This window comes from Oceanospirillum sanctuarii (genome assembly GCF_002150805.1).
Lineage (GTDB): Bacteria > Pseudomonadota > Gammaproteobacteria > Pseudomonadales > Halomonadaceae > Oceanospirillum > Oceanospirillum sanctuarii.
This window is the reverse complement of the sequence record NZ_MTBA01000004.1, coordinates 701,991-723,361: the sequence shown is the minus strand read 5'-3', so window position 1 is coordinate 723,361 and position 21,371 is coordinate 701,991. Positions and strand designations below refer to the sequence as shown.

Annotated in this window: 25 protein-coding genes and 1 tRNA gene; 16 read left to right on the top strand and 10 right to left on the bottom strand. The window is 48.5% G+C overall.

Features of this window, described 5'->3' with window-relative positions:
• Positions 1-89: 89 nt before the first annotated feature.
• The 3 genes from BV405_RS10250 to BV405_RS10240 all read right to left on the bottom strand — a co-directional run bounded on the left by BV405_RS10250 (position 90) and on the right by BV405_RS10240 (position 2,315).
• Positions 90-638: a hypothetical protein gene (locus BV405_RS10250; RefSeq protein WP_086480756.1), complete on the bottom strand. Its 549-nt coding sequence runs from the start codon at positions 636-638 to the stop codon at positions 90-92.
• Entirely contained in the window at positions 638-1,699 is a 1,062-nt protein-coding gene (locus tag BV405_RS10245) for a hypothetical protein (protein WP_086480755.1), read from the bottom strand. The genes BV405_RS10250 and BV405_RS10245 overlap by 1 nt, the downstream gene beginning before the upstream one ends.
• A 539-nt stretch (positions 1,700-2,238) precedes the next feature.
• Positions 2,239-2,315: transfer RNA gene (locus tag BV405_RS10240), tRNA-Arg, on the bottom strand.
• A 64-nt stretch (positions 2,316-2,379) separates the two neighbouring features.
• Between BV405_RS10240 and arsS the strand changes: the two genes are divergently transcribed.
• Genes arsS through BV405_RS10225 form a run of 3 tightly spaced genes read left to right on the top strand, consistent with a single transcriptional unit; the run spans position 2,380 to position 4,739 of the window.
• On the top strand, positions 2,380-3,345 hold the full coding sequence (gene arsS / locus BV405_RS10235; RefSeq protein WP_086480754.1) for an arsenosugar biosynthesis radical SAM (seleno)protein ArsS: 966 nt from the start codon (positions 2,380-2,382) through the stop codon (positions 3,343-3,345).
• 6 nt (positions 3,346-3,351) lie between these two features.
• Complete coding sequence (locus tag BV405_RS10230; protein WP_086480753.1) at positions 3,352-4,116, top strand: TIGR04283 family arsenosugar biosynthesis glycosyltransferase; 765 nt, start codon at positions 3,352-3,354, stop codon at positions 4,114-4,116.
• Complete coding sequence (locus BV405_RS10225; RefSeq protein ID WP_086480752.1) at positions 4,113-4,739, top strand: TIGR04282 family arsenosugar biosynthesis glycosyltransferase; 627 nt, start codon at positions 4,113-4,115, stop codon at positions 4,737-4,739. The genes BV405_RS10230 and BV405_RS10225 overlap by 4 nt, the downstream gene beginning before the upstream one ends.
• Positions 4,740-4,782: 43 nt before the next feature.
• Here BV405_RS10225 and BV405_RS10220 read toward each other — a convergent pair whose 3' ends face one another.
• The 4 genes from BV405_RS10220 to flgA all read right to left on the bottom strand — a co-directional run bounded on the left by BV405_RS10220 (position 4,783) and on the right by flgA (position 7,272).
• Complete coding sequence (locus BV405_RS10220) at positions 4,783-5,574, bottom strand: flagellar brake protein (protein ID WP_086480751.1); 792 nt, start codon at positions 5,572-5,574, stop codon at positions 4,783-4,785.
• Positions 5,575-5,606: 32 nt separating this feature from the next.
• Complete coding sequence (locus tag BV405_RS10215) at positions 5,607-6,095, bottom strand: flagella synthesis protein FlgN (protein WP_086480750.1); 489 nt, start codon at positions 6,093-6,095, stop codon at positions 5,607-5,609.
• A gap of 9 nt (positions 6,096-6,104) precedes the next feature.
• Positions 6,105-6,413, bottom strand: a complete 309-nt coding sequence (gene flgM, locus BV405_RS10210; RefSeq protein WP_086480749.1) for a flagellar biosynthesis anti-sigma factor FlgM — start codon at positions 6,411-6,413, stop codon at positions 6,105-6,107.
• A 166-nt stretch (positions 6,414-6,579) separates the two neighbouring features.
• Entirely contained in the window at positions 6,580-7,272 is a 693-nt protein-coding gene (flgA, locus tag BV405_RS10205) for a flagellar basal body P-ring formation chaperone FlgA (RefSeq protein WP_140054546.1), read from the bottom strand.
• A gap of 170 nt (positions 7,273-7,442) precedes the next feature.
• Here flgA and BV405_RS10200 point away from each other — a divergent pair, with 170 nt between their 5' ends.
• Together BV405_RS10200 and BV405_RS10195 are read left to right on the top strand one after the other, a co-directional pair.
• The gene (locus tag BV405_RS10200; RefSeq protein WP_086480747.1) at positions 7,443-8,384 is read left to right on the top strand and encodes a chemotaxis protein CheV; all 942 of its coding nucleotides are present in this window, start codon (positions 7,443-7,445) and stop codon (positions 8,382-8,384) included.
• Between the two features lie 79 nt (positions 8,385-8,463).
• Positions 8,464-9,303: a CheR family methyltransferase gene (locus BV405_RS10195; protein ID WP_086480746.1), complete on the top strand. Its 840-nt coding sequence runs from the start codon at positions 8,464-8,466 to the stop codon at positions 9,301-9,303.
• Positions 9,304-9,410: 107 nt separating this feature from the next.
• Here BV405_RS10195 and BV405_RS10190 read toward each other — a convergent pair whose 3' ends face one another.
• The gene (locus tag BV405_RS10190) at positions 9,411-9,875 is read right to left on the bottom strand and encodes a peroxiredoxin (RefSeq protein ID WP_086480745.1); all 465 of its coding nucleotides are present in this window, start codon (positions 9,873-9,875) and stop codon (positions 9,411-9,413) included.
• Between the two features lie 243 nt (positions 9,876-10,118).
• Between BV405_RS10190 and BV405_RS10185 the strand changes: the two genes are divergently transcribed.
• From BV405_RS10185 to BV405_RS10175, 3 genes are all read left to right on the top strand, one after another.
• A complete protein-coding gene (locus tag BV405_RS10185; protein WP_086480744.1) occupies positions 10,119-11,462 on the top strand; it encodes an ABC1 kinase family protein in 1,344 nt (447 codons plus the stop codon).
• A 98-nt stretch (positions 11,463-11,560) separates the two neighbouring features.
• Positions 11,561-12,079, top strand: a complete 519-nt coding sequence (gene lexA / locus BV405_RS10180) for a transcriptional repressor LexA (RefSeq protein WP_086480743.1) — start codon at positions 11,561-11,563, stop codon at positions 12,077-12,079.
• 25 nt (positions 12,080-12,104) lie between these two features.
• Positions 12,105-12,710, top strand: coding sequence for a YigZ family protein (locus tag BV405_RS10175; RefSeq protein WP_086480742.1), 606 nt, complete (start codon positions 12,105-12,107; stop codon positions 12,708-12,710).
• A gap of 14 nt (positions 12,711-12,724) precedes the next feature.
• Here BV405_RS10175 and BV405_RS10170 read toward each other — a convergent pair whose 3' ends face one another.
• Together BV405_RS10170 and BV405_RS10165 are read right to left on the bottom strand one after the other, a co-directional pair.
• The gene (locus tag BV405_RS10170) at positions 12,725-13,120 is read right to left on the bottom strand and encodes a PilZ domain-containing protein (protein WP_086480741.1); all 396 of its coding nucleotides are present in this window, start codon (positions 13,118-13,120) and stop codon (positions 12,725-12,727) included.
• A gap of 232 nt (positions 13,121-13,352) precedes the next feature.
• Positions 13,353-13,730, bottom strand: a complete 378-nt coding sequence (locus tag BV405_RS10165; protein WP_086480740.1) for a hypothetical protein — start codon at positions 13,728-13,730, stop codon at positions 13,353-13,355.
• Positions 13,731-14,062: 332 nt separating this feature from the next.
• On the opposite strand from BV405_RS10165, the gene phaR reads away from it, so the two are divergent.
• From phaR to BV405_RS10125, 8 genes are all read left to right on the top strand, one after another.
• Positions 14,063-14,512: a polyhydroxyalkanoate synthesis repressor PhaR gene (phaR, locus tag BV405_RS10160; RefSeq protein ID WP_086480739.1), complete on the top strand. Its 450-nt coding sequence runs from the start codon at positions 14,063-14,065 to the stop codon at positions 14,510-14,512.
• 222 nt (positions 14,513-14,734) lie between these two features.
• The gene (locus BV405_RS10155) at positions 14,735-15,091 is read left to right on the top strand and encodes a hypothetical protein (RefSeq protein WP_086480738.1); all 357 of its coding nucleotides are present in this window, start codon (positions 14,735-14,737) and stop codon (positions 15,089-15,091) included.
• 387 nt (positions 15,092-15,478) lie between these two features.
• Positions 15,479-16,771, top strand: coding sequence for a phosphoribosylamine--glycine ligase (purD, locus tag BV405_RS10150; RefSeq protein ID WP_086480737.1), 1,293 nt, complete (start codon positions 15,479-15,481; stop codon positions 16,769-16,771).
• Between the two features lie 226 nt (positions 16,772-16,997).
• Complete coding sequence (locus BV405_RS10145) at positions 16,998-17,444, top strand: acyl-CoA thioesterase (RefSeq protein WP_086480736.1); 447 nt, start codon at positions 16,998-17,000, stop codon at positions 17,442-17,444.
• 9 nt (positions 17,445-17,453) lie between these two features.
• Complete coding sequence (locus BV405_RS10140) at positions 17,454-18,326, top strand: phosphoribulokinase (protein ID WP_086480735.1); 873 nt, start codon at positions 17,454-17,456, stop codon at positions 18,324-18,326.
• Between the two features lie 150 nt (positions 18,327-18,476).
• Positions 18,477-19,658, top strand: coding sequence for a methyl-accepting chemotaxis protein (locus BV405_RS10135; protein WP_086480734.1), 1,182 nt, complete (start codon positions 18,477-18,479; stop codon positions 19,656-19,658).
• A gap of 196 nt (positions 19,659-19,854) precedes the next feature.
• Entirely contained in the window at positions 19,855-20,196 is a 342-nt protein-coding gene (locus tag BV405_RS10130) for a histidine triad nucleotide-binding protein (RefSeq protein ID WP_086480733.1), read from the top strand.
• Between the two features lie 197 nt (positions 20,197-20,393).
• Complete coding sequence (locus BV405_RS10125; RefSeq protein ID WP_086480732.1) at positions 20,394-21,368, top strand: bifunctional enoyl-CoA hydratase/phosphate acetyltransferase; 975 nt, start codon at positions 20,394-20,396, stop codon at positions 21,366-21,368.
• Positions 21,369-21,371 lie beyond the last annotated feature (3 nt).

The following is a 21,371-nucleotide window of genomic DNA, read 5'->3' as shown; positions in this document are numbered from 1 at the left end:
CGGCTAAATTTCGGGGTTGTAGCGTCGTCAGCAGCACCCCAGTCAAACCCGCATTCTAGAGCCTTTTCGAGGTGGCGAAGGTGCCGAAATTAGTCGTCACTTGAATTTAGGCGTTTCAAGGTAGCTTCCTGCTGCTTTTTCTCTCTCGACCTTTCTTCTAGACAGCTTTTAAACTCTGAAATCTTGTGAGATTCATTGATAATTAAGCCAACTGAGAACAGGCTAATGCCAAGCAAACCACCGACAAGTACAAACCCCACTTTGAAAAGAATGAGATTGCTAGAAGAAAGGAAGAGAATTATTGCGACAGTAACGGCTGACAGCATGTAGTAGCCAATAGCTATGTAAAGCTGTCTTGTTTTGCCTTCAATAATCCCTTTTAGCCTTCTAACCTCAGAACGGCTCATTCCTTGCTGATCTTTGAGCTCCCATAGTTTTAGCAAAAGGGGAAAGGTAATGGTCAGAGGCATCATAAACAGAGACACTAGAAGCCAAGGCACGGCTACAGAACCGGATACATTCTGAGAAAGCCAAAGTGCTAATTGGGAGAAAACAGCAGCCCCCAGAGCGCATGATAGGATAACTCCTAGCACTCCTATCAACGTCCAGCCATTTTCCGAATGTCTTTTGGAAATCATTATTTACTACTTTCAGAAGATTCTAGTTCTAATTCCGCGCTTGTAACTTTAGTGACCATCCATGAATGCATTTGGTGAAACAGGTCGGATTGGTCAACAAGCCCATTGTTGGTTTTAACAGAAATCACCCCGGATAGCTTTAGATCTTTCCCTTTGATTGTTCCGCCACCGTTTAGGTGAATGGATACGTCGGATTCCTCGGTATGCCGGAGTGCTGTAGCGATATTGTTAAGCATAGTCTGTCCTGTTTTGGTCGTTTTCCTCAGATACGATATTTCGAGACTGACTTGAAGGTTTGACTCATCTAGGGAATCTTTGAGGTCTAATTTGTTAAGCCAATCTTCGTTCAAGAGTGCTTTGATAATGTCGACTCCAACCCCTTTGGGAATCCATTTGACACTCTTGGCTGCTTGAGTGTTATCGCTATCGTGATGGCTCTCAAAATCTTCAGACATTACAGGTACAGTTTGAATAGGAGCTCCCAGAGAAACTGTCTTCACAGGTGCTTTTTCAATCCGCTTAATAGTTTCTTCTGTGGGTTTGTCCTGAAGGATTACAGCTTGATTCTTGCCAATAACATTTGTGCAAGTACCCATGAGCCAAGCTAAATGGGTTTCCAGCTCTCTGGCCTTTAGAGCTGCTGATTGGAGAATTACAAGGTGGTTATCCAACACCCCGAAGTACAGAATGGAGTCGATAAATTCTTTTTGACTCGATTTTTCTTTTTGGCTCTTGGGGTCGCGCTCATCAGTCTTGATGCTGTCGGTGCCAATTGTGTTGATCTCATACGACTCAGCTTCATCATCTAAAGTGATAAGGGCTTGGCCTCGTCCCTTTTCGAAGAAAACCAACTCTCCAAAAAACATTCCGTTCTGCTCTTTGTGATGGTTTATTAGACGGCAGCTTTCATCTTCTGGGTTTAAGAACTCTCGTCTGCTCTTAGCCTTGGTCGCAGCTTTTTGCTTAAACGTAGCGGACAAAAGGCTTTGCAACGTCAGCTTTTGATTGGTAATGACAGCCCTTTTGTAGTGAAGGGTTTTACGTTTAATTTCTGTTGTCATCAAGGCCATCCTATGAGCTATATGAGGTGGCTGACATTAAGGTATTTCTAACGCAAATGGTAGGGATCTTCATACCAAATAGTTATGGTTATACGTTTATTAGTGTTTTCTATTGCTGTCAGCTAAAGGCAAGGTTAAAGATGTTTTGGTTTGAATGATGGCTCTAACCGATGTTTTTTACGTAGCGTGTATGAAACTTTTTGCCGGGTACCTGGTGTCACTGTCCTCTGATTAACTCAAATGTCTGTGTTTTTCTTTCTTTCCTTCTAGTGACTCTCTCTTTCTTTCCCAATTTCAGCATTTGTCAGGGACTTATTCACACCCTCTTGCTGGCGCTTCAACATGGCCAGCCCTCAGCCTGAAATCACTTAGAGAAATTGAATCCAATACGGGGGCAATGATCGTATTTAGGAAGGAACAATGTTTAGCTGAGTGGGTCTTTGTTTGTGCCGCTCTGTACCTATGCTGTACCTAGAGCGGAAAACAGGATTTGAAGAGTTTTAGCGGTGTGCGTAACGTATTGATTTTAAAGTGTTAAATGGTGCCCCAAGCAGGAGTCGAACCTGCGGCCTTCCCCTTAGGAGGGGGACGCTCTATCCAGCTGAGCTATTGAGGCACTGACTTTGAAAGTGCGGCCATTATAATGAGTTCTAATAAAAAAACCAAACCGAGGAATTGTCATGCTTGATACCCGCCCGTTACTGGAAGAGACTGATTTCCCGAGGATTTTTCGGGGTAAGCTCTCGATTCTTCAGGTTAATCTGGGCTATCTGTGCAACCTCAGTTGTGTGCATTGTCATGTGAATGCCGGACCGAAAAGAACGGAATTGATGAGTCGGGAAACCATCGACCAGGTGCTGGCGTTTATCGATAAGAAGGATATTAAGGTGCTGGACCTCACTGGCGGAGCACCGGAAATGAACCCGGAATTTCGTTATCTGGTGACCGAAGCCCGTAAGCGCAATGTTGAGGTGATCGACCGCTGTAATCTGACCATTCTGAATGAGCCGGGTTATGAAGATCTGGCGCAGTTTCTGGCCGATCAGCAGGTGATTGTAACTGCTTCTCTGCCTTGTTATTCCGAGCAGAATGTTGAGCAGCAGCGTGGTAAGGGCGTATTTGCTGAGAGCATTCAGGCGCTGCAAAAGCTCAATTCGCTGGGCTATGGGCAGGAAGATTCAGGCCTGCAGCTGAATCTGGTTTACAACCCGGGAGGCCCTTTCCTGCCGCCGTCTCAGGCGATGCTGCAGGCGGATTATCAGCGCGAGCTAAGCGACGCTTATGGCATTGTTTTTAACGAATTACTGACCATCACCAATATGCCGATCAGTCGCTTCGGTAGCATACTGATTTCCAAAGGGCAGTTTGAAGACTATATGCAGCTGCTGAAAGATAACTTCTCTGAGCAGAATCTGGCGGGGGTGATGTGTCGTAGCCTGATCAGTATCGATTGGCAGGGGCGTGTGTTTGATTGTGACTTTAACCAGATGCTGCACATGCCGCTGATCGCGTCAGACCGGCCGGAAACCTATCTGTCAGAGCTGTTGGATACCGATCTTGAAGGTGATGAAATTGTGATCGGTGAACACTGCTATGGCTGCACAGCGGGGCAGGGCAGTAGCTGTGGCGGTGCCTTGGCGGAATAATCGTCCATGATCAGCGTGATTATCCCTGTGTTGAATGAGTCGGAGACGATAGAGGCTTTCCTTCGGCATCTGCAGCCTTTTCGCAACTCAGGTCATGAGTTGATTGTGGTGGATGGCGGCAGTACAGATGGTACGCCTGTGAAGTGCGTGCCTTTTGCCGATAAGGTGCTGGCAACATCCCCCGGAAGAGCGTATCAGATGAATGCGGGGGCGGATGCAGCACAAGGCAATCTATTACTGTTTCAGCATGTGGATACCCAGCTACCGGATAATGCAGAATCTGTTTTAAATGGTCTTTCGATTTCTGATGAGCCGGTTTGGGGGCGTTTTGATGTCCGCTTAACATCCGGGCACTGGATGTTTCCGGTTATCTCACGGCTGATGAACTGGCGCTCACGTTTTACCCATATTGCGACCGGTGATCAGAGCATCTTTATCAGTCGCTCTCTGTTTGATGAGGTGGGTGGTTTTCCGGCTCAGCCTCTCATGGAGGATGTGGAGTTATGCTCCCGTCTTCGCAGGCTGGCCGCTCCGGCATGTTTGGAAGATAAAGTAGTGACCTCTTCAAGGCGTTGGCAGAAGCATGGTGTCTGGAAGACGATTGTTCTTATGTGGCGCTTTCGTCTGGCCTACTTTATGGGGACACCGGCAGAGCAGTTAGCCGCTATTTATTATCCCAATATCAAACCGGTTGCTGATCTGAAAGTTGAACAGTTGCATCCGAAACCAGCTAAGGCTCCGGACAAAAAAGAGAGTATCTATCTGCCATGAAGCGTCTGATTATCCAGTTTGCGAAAGAACCTGTTCAGGGCAAAGTTAAGACTAGGCTTTTGAGTGGTTTTGAGCCGGAAGAAACCGTAGATCTGCATTGTGAGTTGGTTCTGGCGACTGCGGAGACGTTGTTGAATAGTGATTGTGATGAGCTTCAGTTGCATATTGGCGGTGATACCCGGCATCCATTTTTTGCACGCTTATCGGATCAGGGGATTATTCTCAAGCCTCAGGTAGAGGGCGATTTGGGACGCAAGATGCTTCAGAGTCTGAATGGCGCATTGCATGATTTTGATCAGGTATTACTGGTCGGCAGTGACTGTCCTGCTCTGTCTCCGGAAGTTTTTGATCAGGCATTTCAGGCTTTTGAGGCCGGAAATGATCTGGTATTGAACCCAGCGGAAGATGGCGGTTATGTGCTGATCGGATGCCAAAAAAACATGCCTGATATGCTGTTCTCTGGAATTAGCTGGGGTACGGAATCTGTATTGCGGCAAACTCTGGCAAATGCAGAGACTTTGGGGGTTTCGGTCGCGCTCTTGCCTGAGCTGTGGGATGTGGATTATCCCGAGGATGTAAATCGTTGGCGCAGATGGCAAAACGACCAACAGGGAGCTGCCTGATGGTCGTCAAAGTTCTTTAGAGCCGGATTGTGTCTGGCTGATGTTATTCCAGCCCGCGACGTCGGGCTTCCCGTTGCAGGTAGGCCACAAAGCGGTCGATCTCCCGCTGGTTTCGACCATCAGGACTCAGAAAACGGAAACCGCACTGAGTCATCTTTTTATCTTCAAAGTAGACAGCGTGGCGGGCTTCTGCCGCACAAAGTACTGAGGTGTCGAATTCGCTTTCCGGCAGATCAAAGCTGACCTCATCAAAAACTTCCAGATCTTCAAAGGCAGGATCCACCAGATAAGGAAATTCGATTTTGCAGCCGCTTGAAGAGATATCGATGATGCGACCTAAGAGTGGCTTCTGGCGCTCATAAGAGGTCAGCTTAACCTCGGCCTGATCAGCAATGGCGATATGGGCACGGAAAGCGTCACGGCGCTGTTTATAAAGCAACTGTTTTGGCAGTGGAATCTTGTAGATTGCAGCGCCATCATTACGGCCTGCACCAACAACGGTATTGTTGCCAAAAACAACCTGGACACCTTTGTCATTGGCCTGAACGGTAAATACAGCCCCGTCCATCGCTTTCTTATGGCCGCTTGGCGGAGCGATTTCATCCAGAATGAAGTAGCCCTCATCAAGGTCTACTTTCAGCACAATACTGGTATAGGACTGTTTGTCCTGTCCGCGGAAGGTAATGGTCAGTGGGGAGCGCTTTTTCTGCAGAGAGCGAAGCACGCCAAAGATACTGGCTTTACGGGTAACAAGATGACGACGGTCATCTTCTTTTCGTTCCATTGCTGGTGGCTGTGGTTTTACCGCAGCATCTGAATCAACAGTGCCAGTCATAAAGAAACCCTGTACGTGCTAAAGAATGTATCTCAGGCCTGGCCGAGATCGCGCGAAGATTGAGCAACAGAACGGCCTTTCGCATTGTAGGTCCGTGCTGTTCTGGCTTCGGTGTTGTACTGCAGAATGCTGAGCATGGCATCAACCTGTTGTAATCCTTTGTTGATGATCATGCCGTTGGCCTGATTGATCTCTTTGACATCGTCATGCAGCGACACCAGCTGCTGCCATCCCTGAGACAAGGAAGCTGAAACTTTCTCAGGAAAACTGCGGATCAGAGCCAGCATGCCTTCGTCATCGAGTTCCAGGTTTTGTTCGGTCAGAAGCTCCTGACGTTGGCTGACATCAGCCTCAATCAGTTTAAGCAACTTCTGCTTTTCGAGAGTCAGCTCCTGGATCTGCTTGATATCGCGAACCTTCAGAGCTTCTTTTTCATTTTCCATACACAGCTTAACAGCCTTCATGTTCTGAATGCTGTTAAGCAGGTGTTGTTTTACAGTTTGTGAAAGCACTTCACTCACGGGCTGACCTTACAGTTCGTTTTCAAACTGAATAATGCTTTTCGCCAGTGCCTGATAGTCAATTTTGTAAGTGCCATCTTCGATAGAAGATCTGATTGCGCTCACTTTGCTTTCATCAATGTCGGGAGCAGACTGTGCACGGCTGTTCAGACGAAGTGCTTCACCGCTCAGCTGTACGCTGTCGCTCTTGGTGCTTGTCTGAGATGCAGCAGACTGGGTTTCGTTTTTAGAAACCTCATCTTTGCCGGAAGTCTGTCCGGAAGTACGGACCCGATTTCCCGCTAAGCTGCTGGACAGGCTGTTAAGATCGATAGCCATAAGGACTGACCTCTTTGAGAAATATCAATAACTTGAACTTGTTATCGGCACTTCTTGTGAAAGCTTTAATAAAAATTAACGGATTTACAGGCAAGTATAACAAATAAAGCAGAATACCTGAGTTCCTGACACGGAAAACAAGTGCGCATAGGGCTATAGCCTGTTTTTACATCGGCACTAAGACGTTTCCGGGACCAGTTACTGTTGCTCTGATTATACGTCTGGATTGGATGTTTCGCACCTGAATTTGCTCGCCAATAGCACCATCCTGCAGAGCTAATCCTTTGATTCTGACGAAGAGTGGACCGACCTGAGCTTTGATAATAACTTCATCGCCTTTACGAACCGCATCGGCTGCCTGAACCATATTGGTAAAGATAACACTGTTGGCCTGAATCGGTTTGGTGGCTTCGGTGCCGGCGACCTGATCAATATCTCTGAAATAACTGTAGTTCAGAGAAGAGCTTTCAACTTCTCTCAGGGTCAGCAGATGGCGACTGATGACCGAACCTCTTGGCAGGGTAGCGCGACTGACAACAACAGGTTCGAAGATGCGGATATCCACCGGAACGAAGATTCCCCAGCTGGCAGTAGGACAGCGGACACGGATATTAACCTTGCCGGACAGCCCCTTGTTACCCAGTTGTTCCAGCTCATGGGGGACAGTACATTTTTTCAGTCGCAGGCGAGGGTCAACGCTGCCGATGTCGATATCAATTCGGCTGGCGTTAAGTGCATCAAGTTTGGGTTTAAGAAAGGCGGTTACGGCTTGGCTCAGACTCTCCTGAGTTTCCAGTTCATCTGCCTGGCTGACAGTACTTATCGCCATCATGGCGAAGAAAAAAACTGTCGTAATCAAGGTGGTACGCCAGAATGAAATGAAGCCGATGGAACCCAATGTAACTGCCTCGTAATTGTTATGTTAGAAATTGTCAAAGTATGGCTAAAGGGGAAATCCCCAGTTCAACCCCAAGGTATAAAAGGGTAGTCTACACATTCTGAATTGAATTCCTATCAGCGGATAACTTTATGAATGAGCAAGCAGGCCGCCTAGCAGAGCGTGCGCAACTTGTTGGTGGTAACCGTATGGAGCTTCTCCTGTTTCATCTCAGGGGACGCCAGAGTTACGGGATCAATGTATTTAAAGTTAAAGAGATTCTTCCCTGCCCTCACCTGACCAACCTGCCTCATCATGAGCCGATTGTGCGTGGTGTGGCCAGCATTCGTGGTGAGACGATCTCTGTAATTGATCTGGGTATGGCGATCGGTTTGCCGCCTGTAAAAGATCTGAAAGACGGCGTTGTTATCGTCACCGAGTACAACCGTGTGACACAGGGCTTTCTGGTTACTAAGGTTGATAAGATTGTTAACCTCAACTGGAAAGATGTGCATCCGCCACCAAAGGCGACGGGTAAAGATAATTATCTGACCGCTGTGACCGAACTCAACGGAAGCATGATTGAGATCATTGATGTTGAGAAGGTTATCTCTAAAGTTCATCCGGTGAATGAGCGCGTCAGCAAAGGGGTTGTAGATGAGACTCTGAAACTCATCTCTTCCAAGTACCATGTTGTGGTGGTTGATGATTCAGGCGTGGCCCGTAATCAGGTGATTCGTTGCCTTGATGAGGTTGGTGTGCAGACCACCGGTTTGAGCAACGGCTTGGAAGCACTCAAATACCTTCGGAGCATTGTTGATTCAGGCAAAGAAGTGGATGATGAAGTCCTGATGATCATCTCTGATATCGAGATGCCAGAAATGGACGGCTACACTCTTACTACTGAGATAAGATCCGATCCGGATCTGAGCCGTATGCAGATACTGCTGCACACCTCTTTGAGCGGTATTTTCAACGAGGCGATGGTGAAGAAAGTAGGTGCGGATGACTTTTTGGCAAAATACGATGCGGATGAGTTAGCACGGAAAGTTGTTAACAGAATCAATTCGTTACAGCAGGTTGAACCTGCCTGATACGGATAAAATACCTTGTATTTTCCTAATTTGTGATAAGCTGTTAAAAAACGTAACGCTGTTTGAGTGAGTTCAGAGAATGTCAACAGTCAGAACCATTGATTCCAAAGACTATGATGCTTTTCGCAAGTTTCTGCAGGACGCTTGCGGCATCCTGCTCGGTGACAACAAGCAATATCTTGTCACCAGTCGTCTGAATAAGATCATGGCTCAGCACGGGATGACCACTCTGGGTGAGTTGATCAAAGCGATCACCTCTCACCCTCGCTCGGGCCTGAAAGAGGCGGTTGTCGATGCGATGACCACCAACGAAACCCTCTGGTTCCGTGATATTCATCCGTTCAATATTCTGCAGAATCAGCTGTTGCCGGAACTGAGCAAGACTCTGGGGAGTCAGCAGCTGAAAATCTGGTCTGCGGCCTGCTCAACCGGTCAGGAACCCTACTCAATCAGTATGATTCTTGATGAGTTTAAGTTGAAGAATCCGGGCTCTTTCCGTTCCGGTGAACGTATTGTTGCAACCGATATCTCTTCTACTGTACTGAATTCTGCCCGTAGCGGTGAATATGAAATGCTGGCGCTGGGTCGTGGTTTGTCCCAGGATCGTCTGACTAAATTCTTCCAGCAAACCGGTGATGGTCGTTGGGCAGTTAAAGCACCGATTAAGCAACGGGTGGATTTCCGTCCGATGAACCTGCTGCACAGCTACTCTATGCTGGGCAAGTTCGATATCGTTTTCTGCCGTAACGTACTGATTTACTTCTCAGCTGATCTGAAGAAAGACATTCTGACCCGTATTCATGGCGTGCTGAAACCGGGTGGTTATCTCTTCCTAGGGGCTTCTGAAGCTCTGAGTAATATGCCGGACCTGTATGAGATGGTGCAGTGTCGTCCGGGTATTATCTATCGCGCGAAATAGCTTTGAGAATCATGTCTTGAGCTAGCCGCCTCGATAGCCAACAGTTCCAAAAAAATCCCGCAATCAGCGGGATTTTCTGTTTCTGCAGTTTGGTTTCTGACAGATGCTTAGAGTGCCTGTGCAGCCTCCAGAACTTCTGCAGCATGTCCTTTAACTTTCACTTTACGCCATTCCTGAACCAGAACACCCTCGGCATTGATCAGAAACGTGCTGCGTTCAATTCCCATGTATTCACGGCCATAGTTCTTTTTCAGCTTAATTACATCGAAGTGTTTGCACAGTGCTTCTTCAGGATCTGAAATCAGCTCAAAAGGAAATTCGTGTTTGGCTTTAAAGTTGGTGTGGACACGCAGGCTATCGCGGGATACACCAAAAACAACCGTGTTCGCTGCTTCAAACTCAGCATGGTGGTCACGGAAATCCTGACCCTCAGTGGTACAGCCCGGTGTATTGTCTTTCGGATAGAAGTAGATCACTACATTCTTACCTTTGAGGGCTGCGAGATTTACCGTTGTTTCGTTGGTGGCTTCGGCAGTGAAATCGGCTACGGGTTGATTCAGTTCAACAGTCATTATTCTTTCCTGATTTTTATAGTTTCAGACCAAGAGCAGGCCATTACTCGTTCAGATAGGCTTATGCCAACTATTATGCCGTTTATACCGAGGCGATTGTAGTTTGGTTCCTTCTCGTCAAGGATTTTGCTTTTGCGGACGGGATATCGTTTGCAGAAGATCGGGAGAAAACTGATCCGGCTCTGATCCTGTTTCTGTACCGTAAGACTTTAAATATGGGATAGCCACCGATAGGAATTTACCGTGACTGATAAGCGATTTTCTTCTGTACCCCGTTCCCGACTTTCCCGTTTTGCACAGCTTGGATCTTTAGCCGGCAAAGTTGCAGGTAATGTGATTGCCGAGGGCAGTAAACACTGGATCAGGGGCAAAAATCCCGGTTTGCAGCAGCTTCTGATCAGTCCCGCCAATGCACGGGATCTGGCGGATAAATTGTCGAAAATGCGTGGTGCGGCGATGAAAGTAGGGCAGATGATCTCGATGGATACTGGCGGCATCATTCCGAAAGAGCTGGCGACCTTGCTGGAGAGACTTCGGGCTGATGCAGACCGCATGCCTCCGAGTCAGCTGATGGCGGTACTGGAAAAAGAGTGGGGAACTGGCTGGGACGAAAAGTTCAGCCGATTCAGTTTTGAACCCTGTGCTGCAGCGTCTATCGGCCAGGTTCATAAAGCCGTACTGGCTGGCGGTGAGCCTGTCGCCGTAAAAGTTCAGTATCCCGGCGTGCGGGACAGTATTGATAGTGATATCCGTAATGTGCAGGGCTTGCTGAAAATGTCCGGGCTTTTGCCTAAAGATCTCGATCTGGAGCCCATTATTGAGGAGGCACGAACCCAGCTGCATCGGGAAGCTGATTACCGATTAGAGGGCGAGTATCTGCAGCAATATGGTGAGTTGGTCAACGGAAATCTGGGCGAAGCGGGCTTTGTTGTCCCAGGCTACTTTGAGTCACATTCCACGGATTCGATTCTTTGTATGAGCTGGCAGGAGGGTGTGCCTCTTGAAGAGGTATTGCGCATTCATCCTCAATGGTCTGACCAGATCATGGCAAAACTCTTTGAGCTGTTTTTTGCTGAACTCTTTGTTTTTAAAGCGGTGCAAACGGATCCGAATTTGGCCAATTATCTGCTGGATACCGAAAGCCAGAGAATTGTCTTGCTGGATTTAGGTGCACTTCGCTTTTATGGCGATGACTTTGTTGCCCGTTATCGTAATGCTCTGATAGCTGCCCGTGATCAGAACCGGGAGCAACTGAATCATGCGTTACAGGAATTAGGCTTTTTTGCCAGTCGTAAGCAATCTGCCAATCAGGATGTGATTCTGGATATCTTTATTCTGGCGGCCGAACCTTTACGTTTTGGTGGACGATACCACTTTGGCCGGACAGATCTTGCTCAGCGGATACATCAGCGCGGTCTGGAGGTGAGCAGCAATCCGGATGCCTGGCACACGCCACCACCTGAGGTTTTGTTTCTTCATCGGAAGATGGCTGGTTTGTATCTGATGGCTGCCCGCCTTAATGCTCAGGTTAATGTTGCCACTCTGTTTGAAAGCTCTGTGCGCTCTGATTGTGTTTTCCATGCTTGAGGGTCTGAAAATAAAAAACAGTTTTTTACCTGTATGGAATACTGTATAAATATATAGATCTGATATCAGGCACACCATAAGCCAGGAAGAGAACGGTTATGGATACAGGTAAACAGAAACGAGAAACGCTGTTTTTACTGCGGGCGGCAAGCAGTCAGGATCACAATGAGCTTTGGCAGGATGCACTTTATCTGCCGGAAGATGCAGAGACAGAGGGGCAGGATCAAAGCTCGTTGGGTGAAATCCCGCTTTTGGGCTGGGTTACAGCCGGCTTGCCTATGGAGATTTGCGAGAATCACGAGCAGGTTAGGGTTCCGCAGCAACTGGTAAAAAAGAACACCTACGCCCTGAAGGTGCGAGGCGATTCCATGATTGAAGCCAATATCCATGATGGCGATATCATCGTCATTGAGCAGCGTCAGAGTGTGGAAAATGGCGAGACCTGTGTCGTGATGATCAACAATCAGCATGTCACCCTGAAGCGTCTTTATATCGACCGCTCCGGAGTTCGTCTGGACCCGGCTAACAGCAGCATGTCTCCTATTACCCTGAAAAATGAAGATGTGCAGGTTCTGGGAATTGTTATGGGTCTTAAGCGCTCCCATTCGTTACAATAGGGCCTTTTGAGCGAACCCGTCACCGATGAGCATCTACCATAAGCCTGCCGCAGAAGTCCGAACAGAACTTGAGATCAAACGCAGTCGTTTTATCTCAATTGCAGCGCCGGTGGATGACATTCCCTCCTGTCAGGCGTTTATTCAGTCGGTTAAAGATGAATTTCCTGATGCCCGACACCATTGCATCGCTTTTATCGCCGGTGCACCTAATAACAGTCAATGTTATGGCATGAGTGATGATGGCGAACCTTCCGGTACAGCAGGTAAGCCGATGTTTAATGTGCTGATGCACAGCGGCTTAGGTGAAGTGGCTGTGGTTGTCGTGCGCTATTTTGGCGGTATTAAACTGGGGACTGGCGGTCTGGTAAAAGCCTATTCTCAGGCGACACAGATGGTGTTGGATGCCCTGGAAACTCGGGAAGTGCGTCCGCATTTTGCGGTGGAGATTGAAGGGGATTACGCCTTTGAATCGGATATTCGACATTGGCTGACAGAGCTGAATGCCCGGAAAATTGAATGCCAGTACGGTCAGTCCGTCACTCTGACCGCAGAAGTGGAAGAACCGGACCTACTGGCTGAAAGGATGCAGCAGGTCGGTCAGGGGCGGATTCGCTTTAAAGCTCAGGACTAGCCTTAGGTGGACATTTAACTGAACAGGCTTGGCGTAACCGCAACACCATCCAGTTTATCCAAATAATTTTTCAGCTGTTCTTTCTGATCTGCTGTCAGTTTCTCGAAATTAAAGCCTAGCAGGAACATCGTCTGAGATTGGCGGTGACAGAACATCACCTGACCGGAAACCTCAAACGGCTTGTCACTCCCCAGCGCCAGTTGCATCTGAATACTGATGTGTTCATCGGGTGTGAACTGGGCTCCACGAGCAACAACCTTGAGCACATCATCCTTAGGGCATTGCAATCGGATACCCTGATAGCAGATATCCGTCGAGCGCAGTTCCAGTTCACCGGAAGAGAGTTGCAGCTTTGCCGTCACCGCGACTTTGTACCTTGGATATCGACGACGTTCTTTCAAAGCTTGCATGTGATTTTTCTCCACGACCGGTTTTTATGATTGGACCAGTATGAAGAAGATGTCGGTGACAATCTAGGATGCTCTGGTAACAGAGTTTAATCCGGCAAGAGGCTTTTTTGATTTGTCGCACTTTTATGGTGCGTTCGAATCTTTTGGGAGATGATTGAGGAAGATGGGGGCAATTTGACCTTAAACTGATTTACAGAGAGTCCGGCTGATACTATCAGCCGGACTCTAGTGGTTAATCCCGGTTTAAGGTGCTCTGATCGATAGCGCCTTTCAGACGCTCGAATTCCACCAGATTATCCGGCAGGAAGTAGAGCGTACAGAACATCTTTTCGAACAGGACCCGCTTACTGTCCTCTCCTTTAACCTTCTCTTTGCTGCTGCTGAAGTTACTGCTCATGGTGAAGTGCAGCACACGGGTACCGGGTGGAATAGGTAAGATACTGCCATCCAGCTGTTGTTTCTCTTTCGGGTCTTTCAGGCTGTAGGAAGAGATTTCGGTAACCAGATTGAGATTGATGTAGAAGTGACTGGATACCGGTGCAATAACCTTCTTTCCACTTTCGTTGTTCTGCATGTAAATGCCGCAGTTTTTGCGAACCTTCAGAAACATATCTGCCTTCCTGTTATTGACTTCATGGTGTGAAGTTCTGGCATCCGCAGTCAGATACCTTCACGAACCTCAGCGAGAATAAGTCAGCTGTGTGATGCTTTTGTGACAGCTGTTGTTCAACCTGCTTTATGAGCATAGCTGTTGATGAAGGGCTTACTGATTTTTTGCTGCAGAGGCGAGTTGGCACAAAAATAAGGGGAGATGTCAGTTAAAGTCGGTGATTTTTACAGAACAACACCACTGAGTCATTGTGCAGTCACGCAAACTGATTACAATAGATCTCGCAGGCGAGAGAAGAGCTAATAATTGGGTCGGAAGAGAGAGTCATCATTTTGCGAGTTATCAGAAAATACGCCAACCGCCGTCTATATGACACATCAGAGAGCCGATATGTCACCCTGGAAGATATTAAGCTGTTGGTGATTAACAAGGAAGAGTTCCGGGTAGAGGACTCTAAAAGTGGCGAAGATTTAACCCGCAACATTCTGCTGCAGATTATTACTGAGCAGGAAAACGGTAACCCTGCTGGTGGTAACCCTATGTTCAGCAATCAGGTGCTGCAGCAGTTGATCCGCTTCTATGGCGACAGCATGCAGGGCACCATGAGCAACTACCTTGAGGAAAGCATCAATACCTTCCTTGAGCAGCAAAAAGCGCTGCGAGAGCAGATGCAGACTGCGATGACTGCGACTCCGATGGAGCTGATGCGTCGCGTTGCTGAGCAGAACATGAAGTTGTGGCAGAGCTTTCAGCCCAGCAAATCGCCAAAAGATGACGAATAAGACACATCTTTTCGATGATAAAGACCAGCCAGATGGCTGGTTTTTTTTCGCCTGTAATTTGCCATTTATACTGCAATCAAAGACTTATAAATATATCTGAAATTTATATCGCAACTGCGAACAAATCTGTTTGACAGTGAATTGTGCGCTGCACTATATTGCTTATTAACAAATGGTGCGGTGCAAAATAATTTATCGGTTATGACCGATGCGGAGGTCGTTATGAGTTTATTTGATCAGTGGTCCACAGATCTGCAGAAAACCTTCAAGACCCTTTCTGAGTCTGCCAACTGGAAGCCTGTTGAAGTGATGGGCGATCTGGCATCTTCAGAAGCTAAGATTGCTGAAAAGCTGGTGCATCAGCAGAGTCGTTACCTGACGGACTCCGTAAGCCAGTTCAGTAAGCACATGATGGATATGATGTCTAAAACAGACCCTATCGCCGCTGCAGAAGCTAACTACAGCTTCTTTTGTGATCAGCAGGTGAAAGCGAGCAGCCAATACCTGTCTGCGCTGGATCTGATGGGTGAAGCCCGTGAGCTGATGACTGAAAAAATGAATTCTGTTTTTACTCGCTGAACACTTGTTGTTCTCCGTTCGGGCTTTCGGTGTGACTCACAAGGTTGCGGAAGTCCGGTAGTGTTCAATTGAGTGATCACCCTGTCAGTTTTACTGACACTTTTTGCTCTTTACCCGCTCTTCCCTCCCTCTGCCGGGTACAGAGTGAGCCCCGTCATCGGGGCTTTTTTTATGCCTGCTGTTTGCTGTCAGGCTCTGAAGTCCGGGGTCGTGTTCTTATCCGGGAGTGACAATAGTTTGATCAGATTTAAGCTTCAGGTCTGAAAGTCTCAGGTAAGTTTCTCCCACTTTGCTGCTTTTTTTGCGATAATGCCCACCAATTTTTTACGGCAAACAGGACATTTCGTTCCGTTAGCACATCAACGTTTACAGTGAGATGAGGCAAAGATGAAGGTTTTAATCATCGGCAGTGGTGGTCGTGAGCACGCATTGGCCTGGAAAGCAGCGCAGTCTGAATCCGTAACACAGGTATTTGTTGCGCCGGGTAATGCGGGTACGGCTATTGAACCTAAACTGGAAAATGTCGCGCTGGATGTGCTGGATTTTGATGGTCTGGTAGCTTTTGCCAAGTCTAACGAGATCGGTTTGACCATCGTTGGCCCTGAAGCACCACTGGTTGACGGTATCGTTGACCGTTTCCGTGATGAAGGTCTGCGTATCTTTGGCCCATCCAAAGGTGCTGCACAGCTGGAAGGTTCCAAAGCCTTCACGAAAGACTTCCTGGCCCGTCAGAAGATCCCTACTGCTGAATATCAGAACTTTACCGAAATCGAACCTGCTCTGGCTTACCTGCAGGAAAAAGGCGCGCCTATCGTAATCAAGGCGGACGGTCTGGCAGCGGGTAAAGGTGTTATCGTTGCGATGACTCTGCAGGAAGCTGAAGACGCGGTTAAAGATATGCTGGCCGGTAATGCTTTTGGCGATGCGGGCAGCCGTGTTGTGATCGAAGAGTTCCTGGATGGCGAAGAAGCCAGCTTTATCGTGATGGTTGATGGCAAAAATGTTCTGCCAATGGCAACCAGTCAGGATCACAAGCGTGTCGGTGATAAAGATACCGGTCCTAACACTGGTGGTATGGGTGCTTACTCTCCGGCTCCAGTGGTAACACCTGATATTCATGACCGTATTATGGCGGAAGTGATCATGCCGACCGTTGAAGGTATGGCTGCGGAAGGTAACGACTACACAGGTTTCCTGTACGCTGGTCTGATGATCATGGCAGACGGTACGCCAAAAGTGATCGAGTACAACTGCCGTTTCGGTGATCCTGAAACTCAGCCGATCATGCTGCGTCTGAAATCTGATCTGGTGGCCCTGTGTGAAGCCGCTATCGATGAGAAACTGGATACTGCATCTGCTGAGTGGGACGAGCGTCGTTCTCTGGGTGTGGTTCTGGCTGCTGGCGGTTACCCGGGCGATTACAAAAAAGGTGATGTGATCTCCGGTCTGCCGGAAGCAGAACTGGAAGGCATGAAAGTATTCCACGCCGGTACTCAGCTGATCGATGGCCAGGTTGCTACCAGCGGTGGTCGCGTACTTTGTGCAACCGCACTGGGCAACACTGTAAGCGAAGCTCAGGCCAACGCTTATAAACTGGCTGCAGGTATCAGCTGGGACGGTTCTTTCTACCGTACCGATATCGGTTACCGCGCTATCGCCCGCGAACAGGGTGAAGCATAAGGCTTGATCTGCCATTTCCTGCGGGAAAGCAGATTGCCTTAAATCCAGAAAGGCCGGAGTATCCCTCCGGCTTTTTTGATCTGTTTCCATCGTTTGTCATCAATGTCTTTCAGGCTGCTGTTTAGCAAGTGGCCTTCTGTAAAGAAAGTAGTGATGACAGCCGTTGGCCGAGCTTACCGTGAACCGGTAAATGATTTGGCAAAATAATAAACAAGGAGCTGTGTCCATGGCCCGTATCCGAATTGAGTATCCCGAAGCGAATACTCTGCATACTCAGACACTTGAGCTGCGTATTACCGACCTTAACTACGGTAATCATCTGGCTCACGATACCCTGATCTCTCTGATTCATGAGGCGCGCGCTAAGATGTTTATCGCCCATGGTCATAAAGAGATCGATATCGAAGGGGTTGGCATTGTGGTGGCAGACCTTGCCATCAGTTACCGGGCAGAAGTTTTTTACCCGGATACCCTGACTATTGAGATCGCAACCGATGAGTTGTCCCGTAAAGGTGGTGATCTGATCTATCGTGTGACCAAAGCTTCTGATGGTGGTCTGGTGGCGCTGGCAAAAACCGGTATCGTCTTTTTTGACTATCAGGAACGTGTTGCTGTGAATGTACCTGAGGCCTTTAAGCAGATGGTTGCTCAGGCTGGTTCAGGTAATTCTTAAGGGACGCGTATGTCTAGAGAGTATCCGATTATTGCCGTGACAGGATCTTCCGGCGCAGGTACCACAACGGTTAAGGATGCCTTTGAGCGTATGTTCAATCGTGAAAAGATTGAAGCCGCTTTTGTTCACGGTGACAGTTTTCACCGTTACACCCGTGAGGAGATGACGAAAATCCTGCGGGAAACCCCGGAGCGTAAAAAGTCCCTCAGCCATTTTGCGGTTGAAGCCAACATGCTGGATGAGCTGGATAGACTGTTTGGCTCTTATGCTGATAACGGTACAGGTATCTACCGTCATTATATCCATGCGGAAGATATCGAGATGCTGGAGCAGGGCTATCGGGTCGGTACGTTCACTCCCTGGACTGAACTGCCGGAGGGAACGGATCTGTTGCTGTATGAAGGTCTACACGGAGGCCTGGTAACAGACGATTTCAATATCGCCCAGTATGTGGATCTCTTGGTTGGTGTTGCGCCGACAATCAATCTTGAGTGGATTCAGAAGATCGACCGGGATACCAATCTGCGCGGTTATTCTCAGGAAGCGGTGATCGATACCATCCAGAGTCGTATGTCGGATTATATGCAGTACATTTTGCCGCAGTTTGGCCGTACTCATATTAACTTTCAGCGGATTCCCACGGTGGATACTTCAAATCCGCTGGCGCTGCAGGATGTGCCCTCTAATGATGAAAGTATGGTGATCATCCGCTTTAAGGATCGCTCGTCCACTGACTTTCCTTATCTGCTGGCGATGGTGAAAGATTCCTTTATGACCCGTCCGGATACTCTGGTAATCCCCGGCGGTAAGATGAGTCTGGCGATGGAACTGATCCTGACTCCCCGTATTCATGAATTGCTGGAAAATCGCCGTTTCCGCTAAGTTTTGACCGAATAAACTGGTTTCTTTGTGATTCATCCCAAAGAAACGGGATTAACCGCCGACACCTCCTTTACGGAGGTTTTTTATTGCCTCATTATGTGCAGATTAACTTAATTGACATCAGTGGATAGCTGAGCAGAGGAAGGTTGCATGAAGCAGAGTATTCAGCAGCGGCTACTGTACTCCTTTATCGGATTTGGCCTGTTTATGGGGGCGGTATTTCCCCTTTATGCCCAGGGCTTTGTAACCTTCAATGAAGGCATGAAAGCCTGGTTTGTTATTGGCTGTCTGGGAGCAGGGCTGGTGATTGGCCTGTTCAACTATTGGTTATTTAAGCGACTGGTGCTGGCGCAGTTGGAGCAGATTGCACAGGTATCCAAAGCGGTCGCCAGTGGTGACTTGAGTCAGCGCTGCGATATTAAGAGCAATGACACCTTTGGTGAGATTATCCACCATTTCAACCAGATGAATCAGAGTCAGCGTGAACTGGTGGAAGCGGTTCAGGCCAGTGGCGATATCATCCATACCTCCATGCAAGCTCTCAACCGTCAGACCGAGCGTACCCGTGAGGACGTCGTCAGTCAGAATCAGAGTCTTTCCCAGATCAATGAGACCGTGGCGACCATGGCGGATGCGGTGGTAAGTATCGCATCCCATGCCCAGTCTACCGCAGGGGTTGCTCAGCATACGGAAGAGGAAGCCCGTAACGGTAACTCAGTGGTTCAGGAAGGTATCAGTGGTATCAGTCAGCTGATCAATGATGTGAATACCGTTAGCGAAACGCTTCAGGGGCTGGCTCGTGAAGCGGAAAACATTGGTGAAGTGCTGGATATCATTGAAGGCATCGCGGAGCAGACGAATCTGCTGGCGCTGAATGCTGCTATTGAGGCAGCACGAGCTGGCGAGCAGGGGCGAGGTTTTGCCGTTGTTGCGGATGAAGTCCGCACTCTGGCCAGTCGTTCCCGTCAGGCGACAGAAGATATTCATGGCATGATCGATCGTCTGCAGCAACAATCCCGGGATGCGGTAAGTGCTATGAGCCACGGTCAGGCCAGCGCCCAGTCCAGTGTGGATCAGATCCGTGAAACCGGAGAAGCGCTGGAAAGTATTACTCAGGCGGTTATCGATATTGCTGAGATGAACTCTGATATCAGTCGCACTGCTAACGCTTACAGCAGCTCAGCTGAAGAAGTCGTAATCCAGATGCAGTCGCTGCAGTCGATGGTGTCAGAAACTCAGCACGATGCGGATGCGGCGGAGCAGGCTTCCCGGTCTCTGTCAGAAGCGGTTTCAGGTTTGCAACAGCGGGTACAACGCTATCGGGTTTCCTGATTAGCCTTAAGTCGATATCGGCTTTTGCTGCAGGGGCTAGGAAGCGTTACGACACAGGTCTACAATGAGTTTTTTATCGCAAGCATCTGTTGTCTGGTTTTGTTTACCGGATTGCAGTAATTAGCTTAGTGACTTATATGACAAGCCCGCTCTGTACTGCGAGCTGGTTTTAACAGATTAAAGCGGAACCGATACTATGGATTGTCTGTTTTGTAAGTTAGTGGCCCGTGAGATCCCGGCCGATATCGTCTTTGAAGACGATGATGTTATCGCATTTCGTGACATTGCCCCTCAGGCACCGACCCATATTCTGATCATTCCTAAGCGTCATATCTCGACGTTGAATGATCTGACGGAAGAAGACTGCGCACTGGTTGGCCGTCTTCAGTTTACGGCTCAGAAAATCGCAAAAGAGGTAGGCATCGCAGAAGATGGCTACCGTGTTGTGATGAACTGCAACGAGGATGGTGGACAGACGGTTTACCATATTCACATGCATCTGCTGGGCGGTCGGTCCATGACCTGGCCTCCAGGCTAAAATCAAAACAAAAACGGGTGTCGCAAGACACCCGTTTTTCGTTGTCCGCAATGAAATGTACAGATCTTGATCTGACTCATGCGTCATTGGCGGAGCTAAGCGTTAGTGCAAAATCAGAAAAACGTCACAATCAGTAGGGATACTGAGATCAGGCCGGAAGCCTGTCAGACTTAAACTTTGAAGTAGGAATCTTAATTATGGATCAGGTGATTCGCGAAATTCTGGTGCCGGGCGCACCTCGGGTAGAAGACCACCATCATGAGCAGCTGAATGCTTTTCTGGAGCAGGCTAAGCAGTATGAGCCTATTCCAACAGCAGTGGTACACCCTGCTGATGGAAATAGCCTGTTGGGTGCGATTGAAGCCGCTGAAGAAGGACTGATTATTCCCTACCTGGTAGGCCCTGAAGCCAAGATACGCTCTATTGCGGACGAGTGTGGCGTGGATCTGAGCAAGTATAAAATTATCCCTACGGCACATAGCCATGAGTCTGCTGAGCTGTCTGCTCAGATGGCGCATCGTGGCGAGGTTCACGCGCTGATGAAAGGCAGTCTGGGTTCTTCTGAGTTGCTGGCGGCTATCGTAGACAAGAAAGCGGGCCTGCGTACTGAATATCGCCTGAGCCATGTCTTTGTGATGGATGTGCCAAGCTACCACAAAACTCTGATTGTGACGGATGCGGCGATCAATATCGCTCCGGATCTGATGACGAAAAAAGATATCGCGCAGAATGCCATCAACTGCGCTCGTGCACTGGGTATTGAACAACCTAAGGTTGCGATTCTGGCGGCTGTTGAAAAGGTTAAGCCGGGTATGCAAAGTACGCTGGATGCAGCGGCGCTGTGCAAGATGGCCGATCGTAAGCAGATCACCGGTGGCTTGCTGGATGGCCCTCTGGCCTTTGATAACGCTATCTCCCAAGAGGCGGCGCTGGATAAAGGCATCGATTCTGAAGTCAGTGGTGATGTGGATATTCTGCTGGTGCCTGATCTGGAAGCGGGCAATATTCTGGCGAAACAGCTGCAGTATCTGGCGGGAGCCAAGTCAGCGGGTATTGTTCTGGGCGCTAAAGTGCCGGTGATTCTGACCAGCCGCGCGGCCAAGCCTTTGGAGCGTTTAAGCTCCTGTGCGGTGGCATCTCTGGTTGCCCATAAACAAGGCCTGACGCTTTAATCA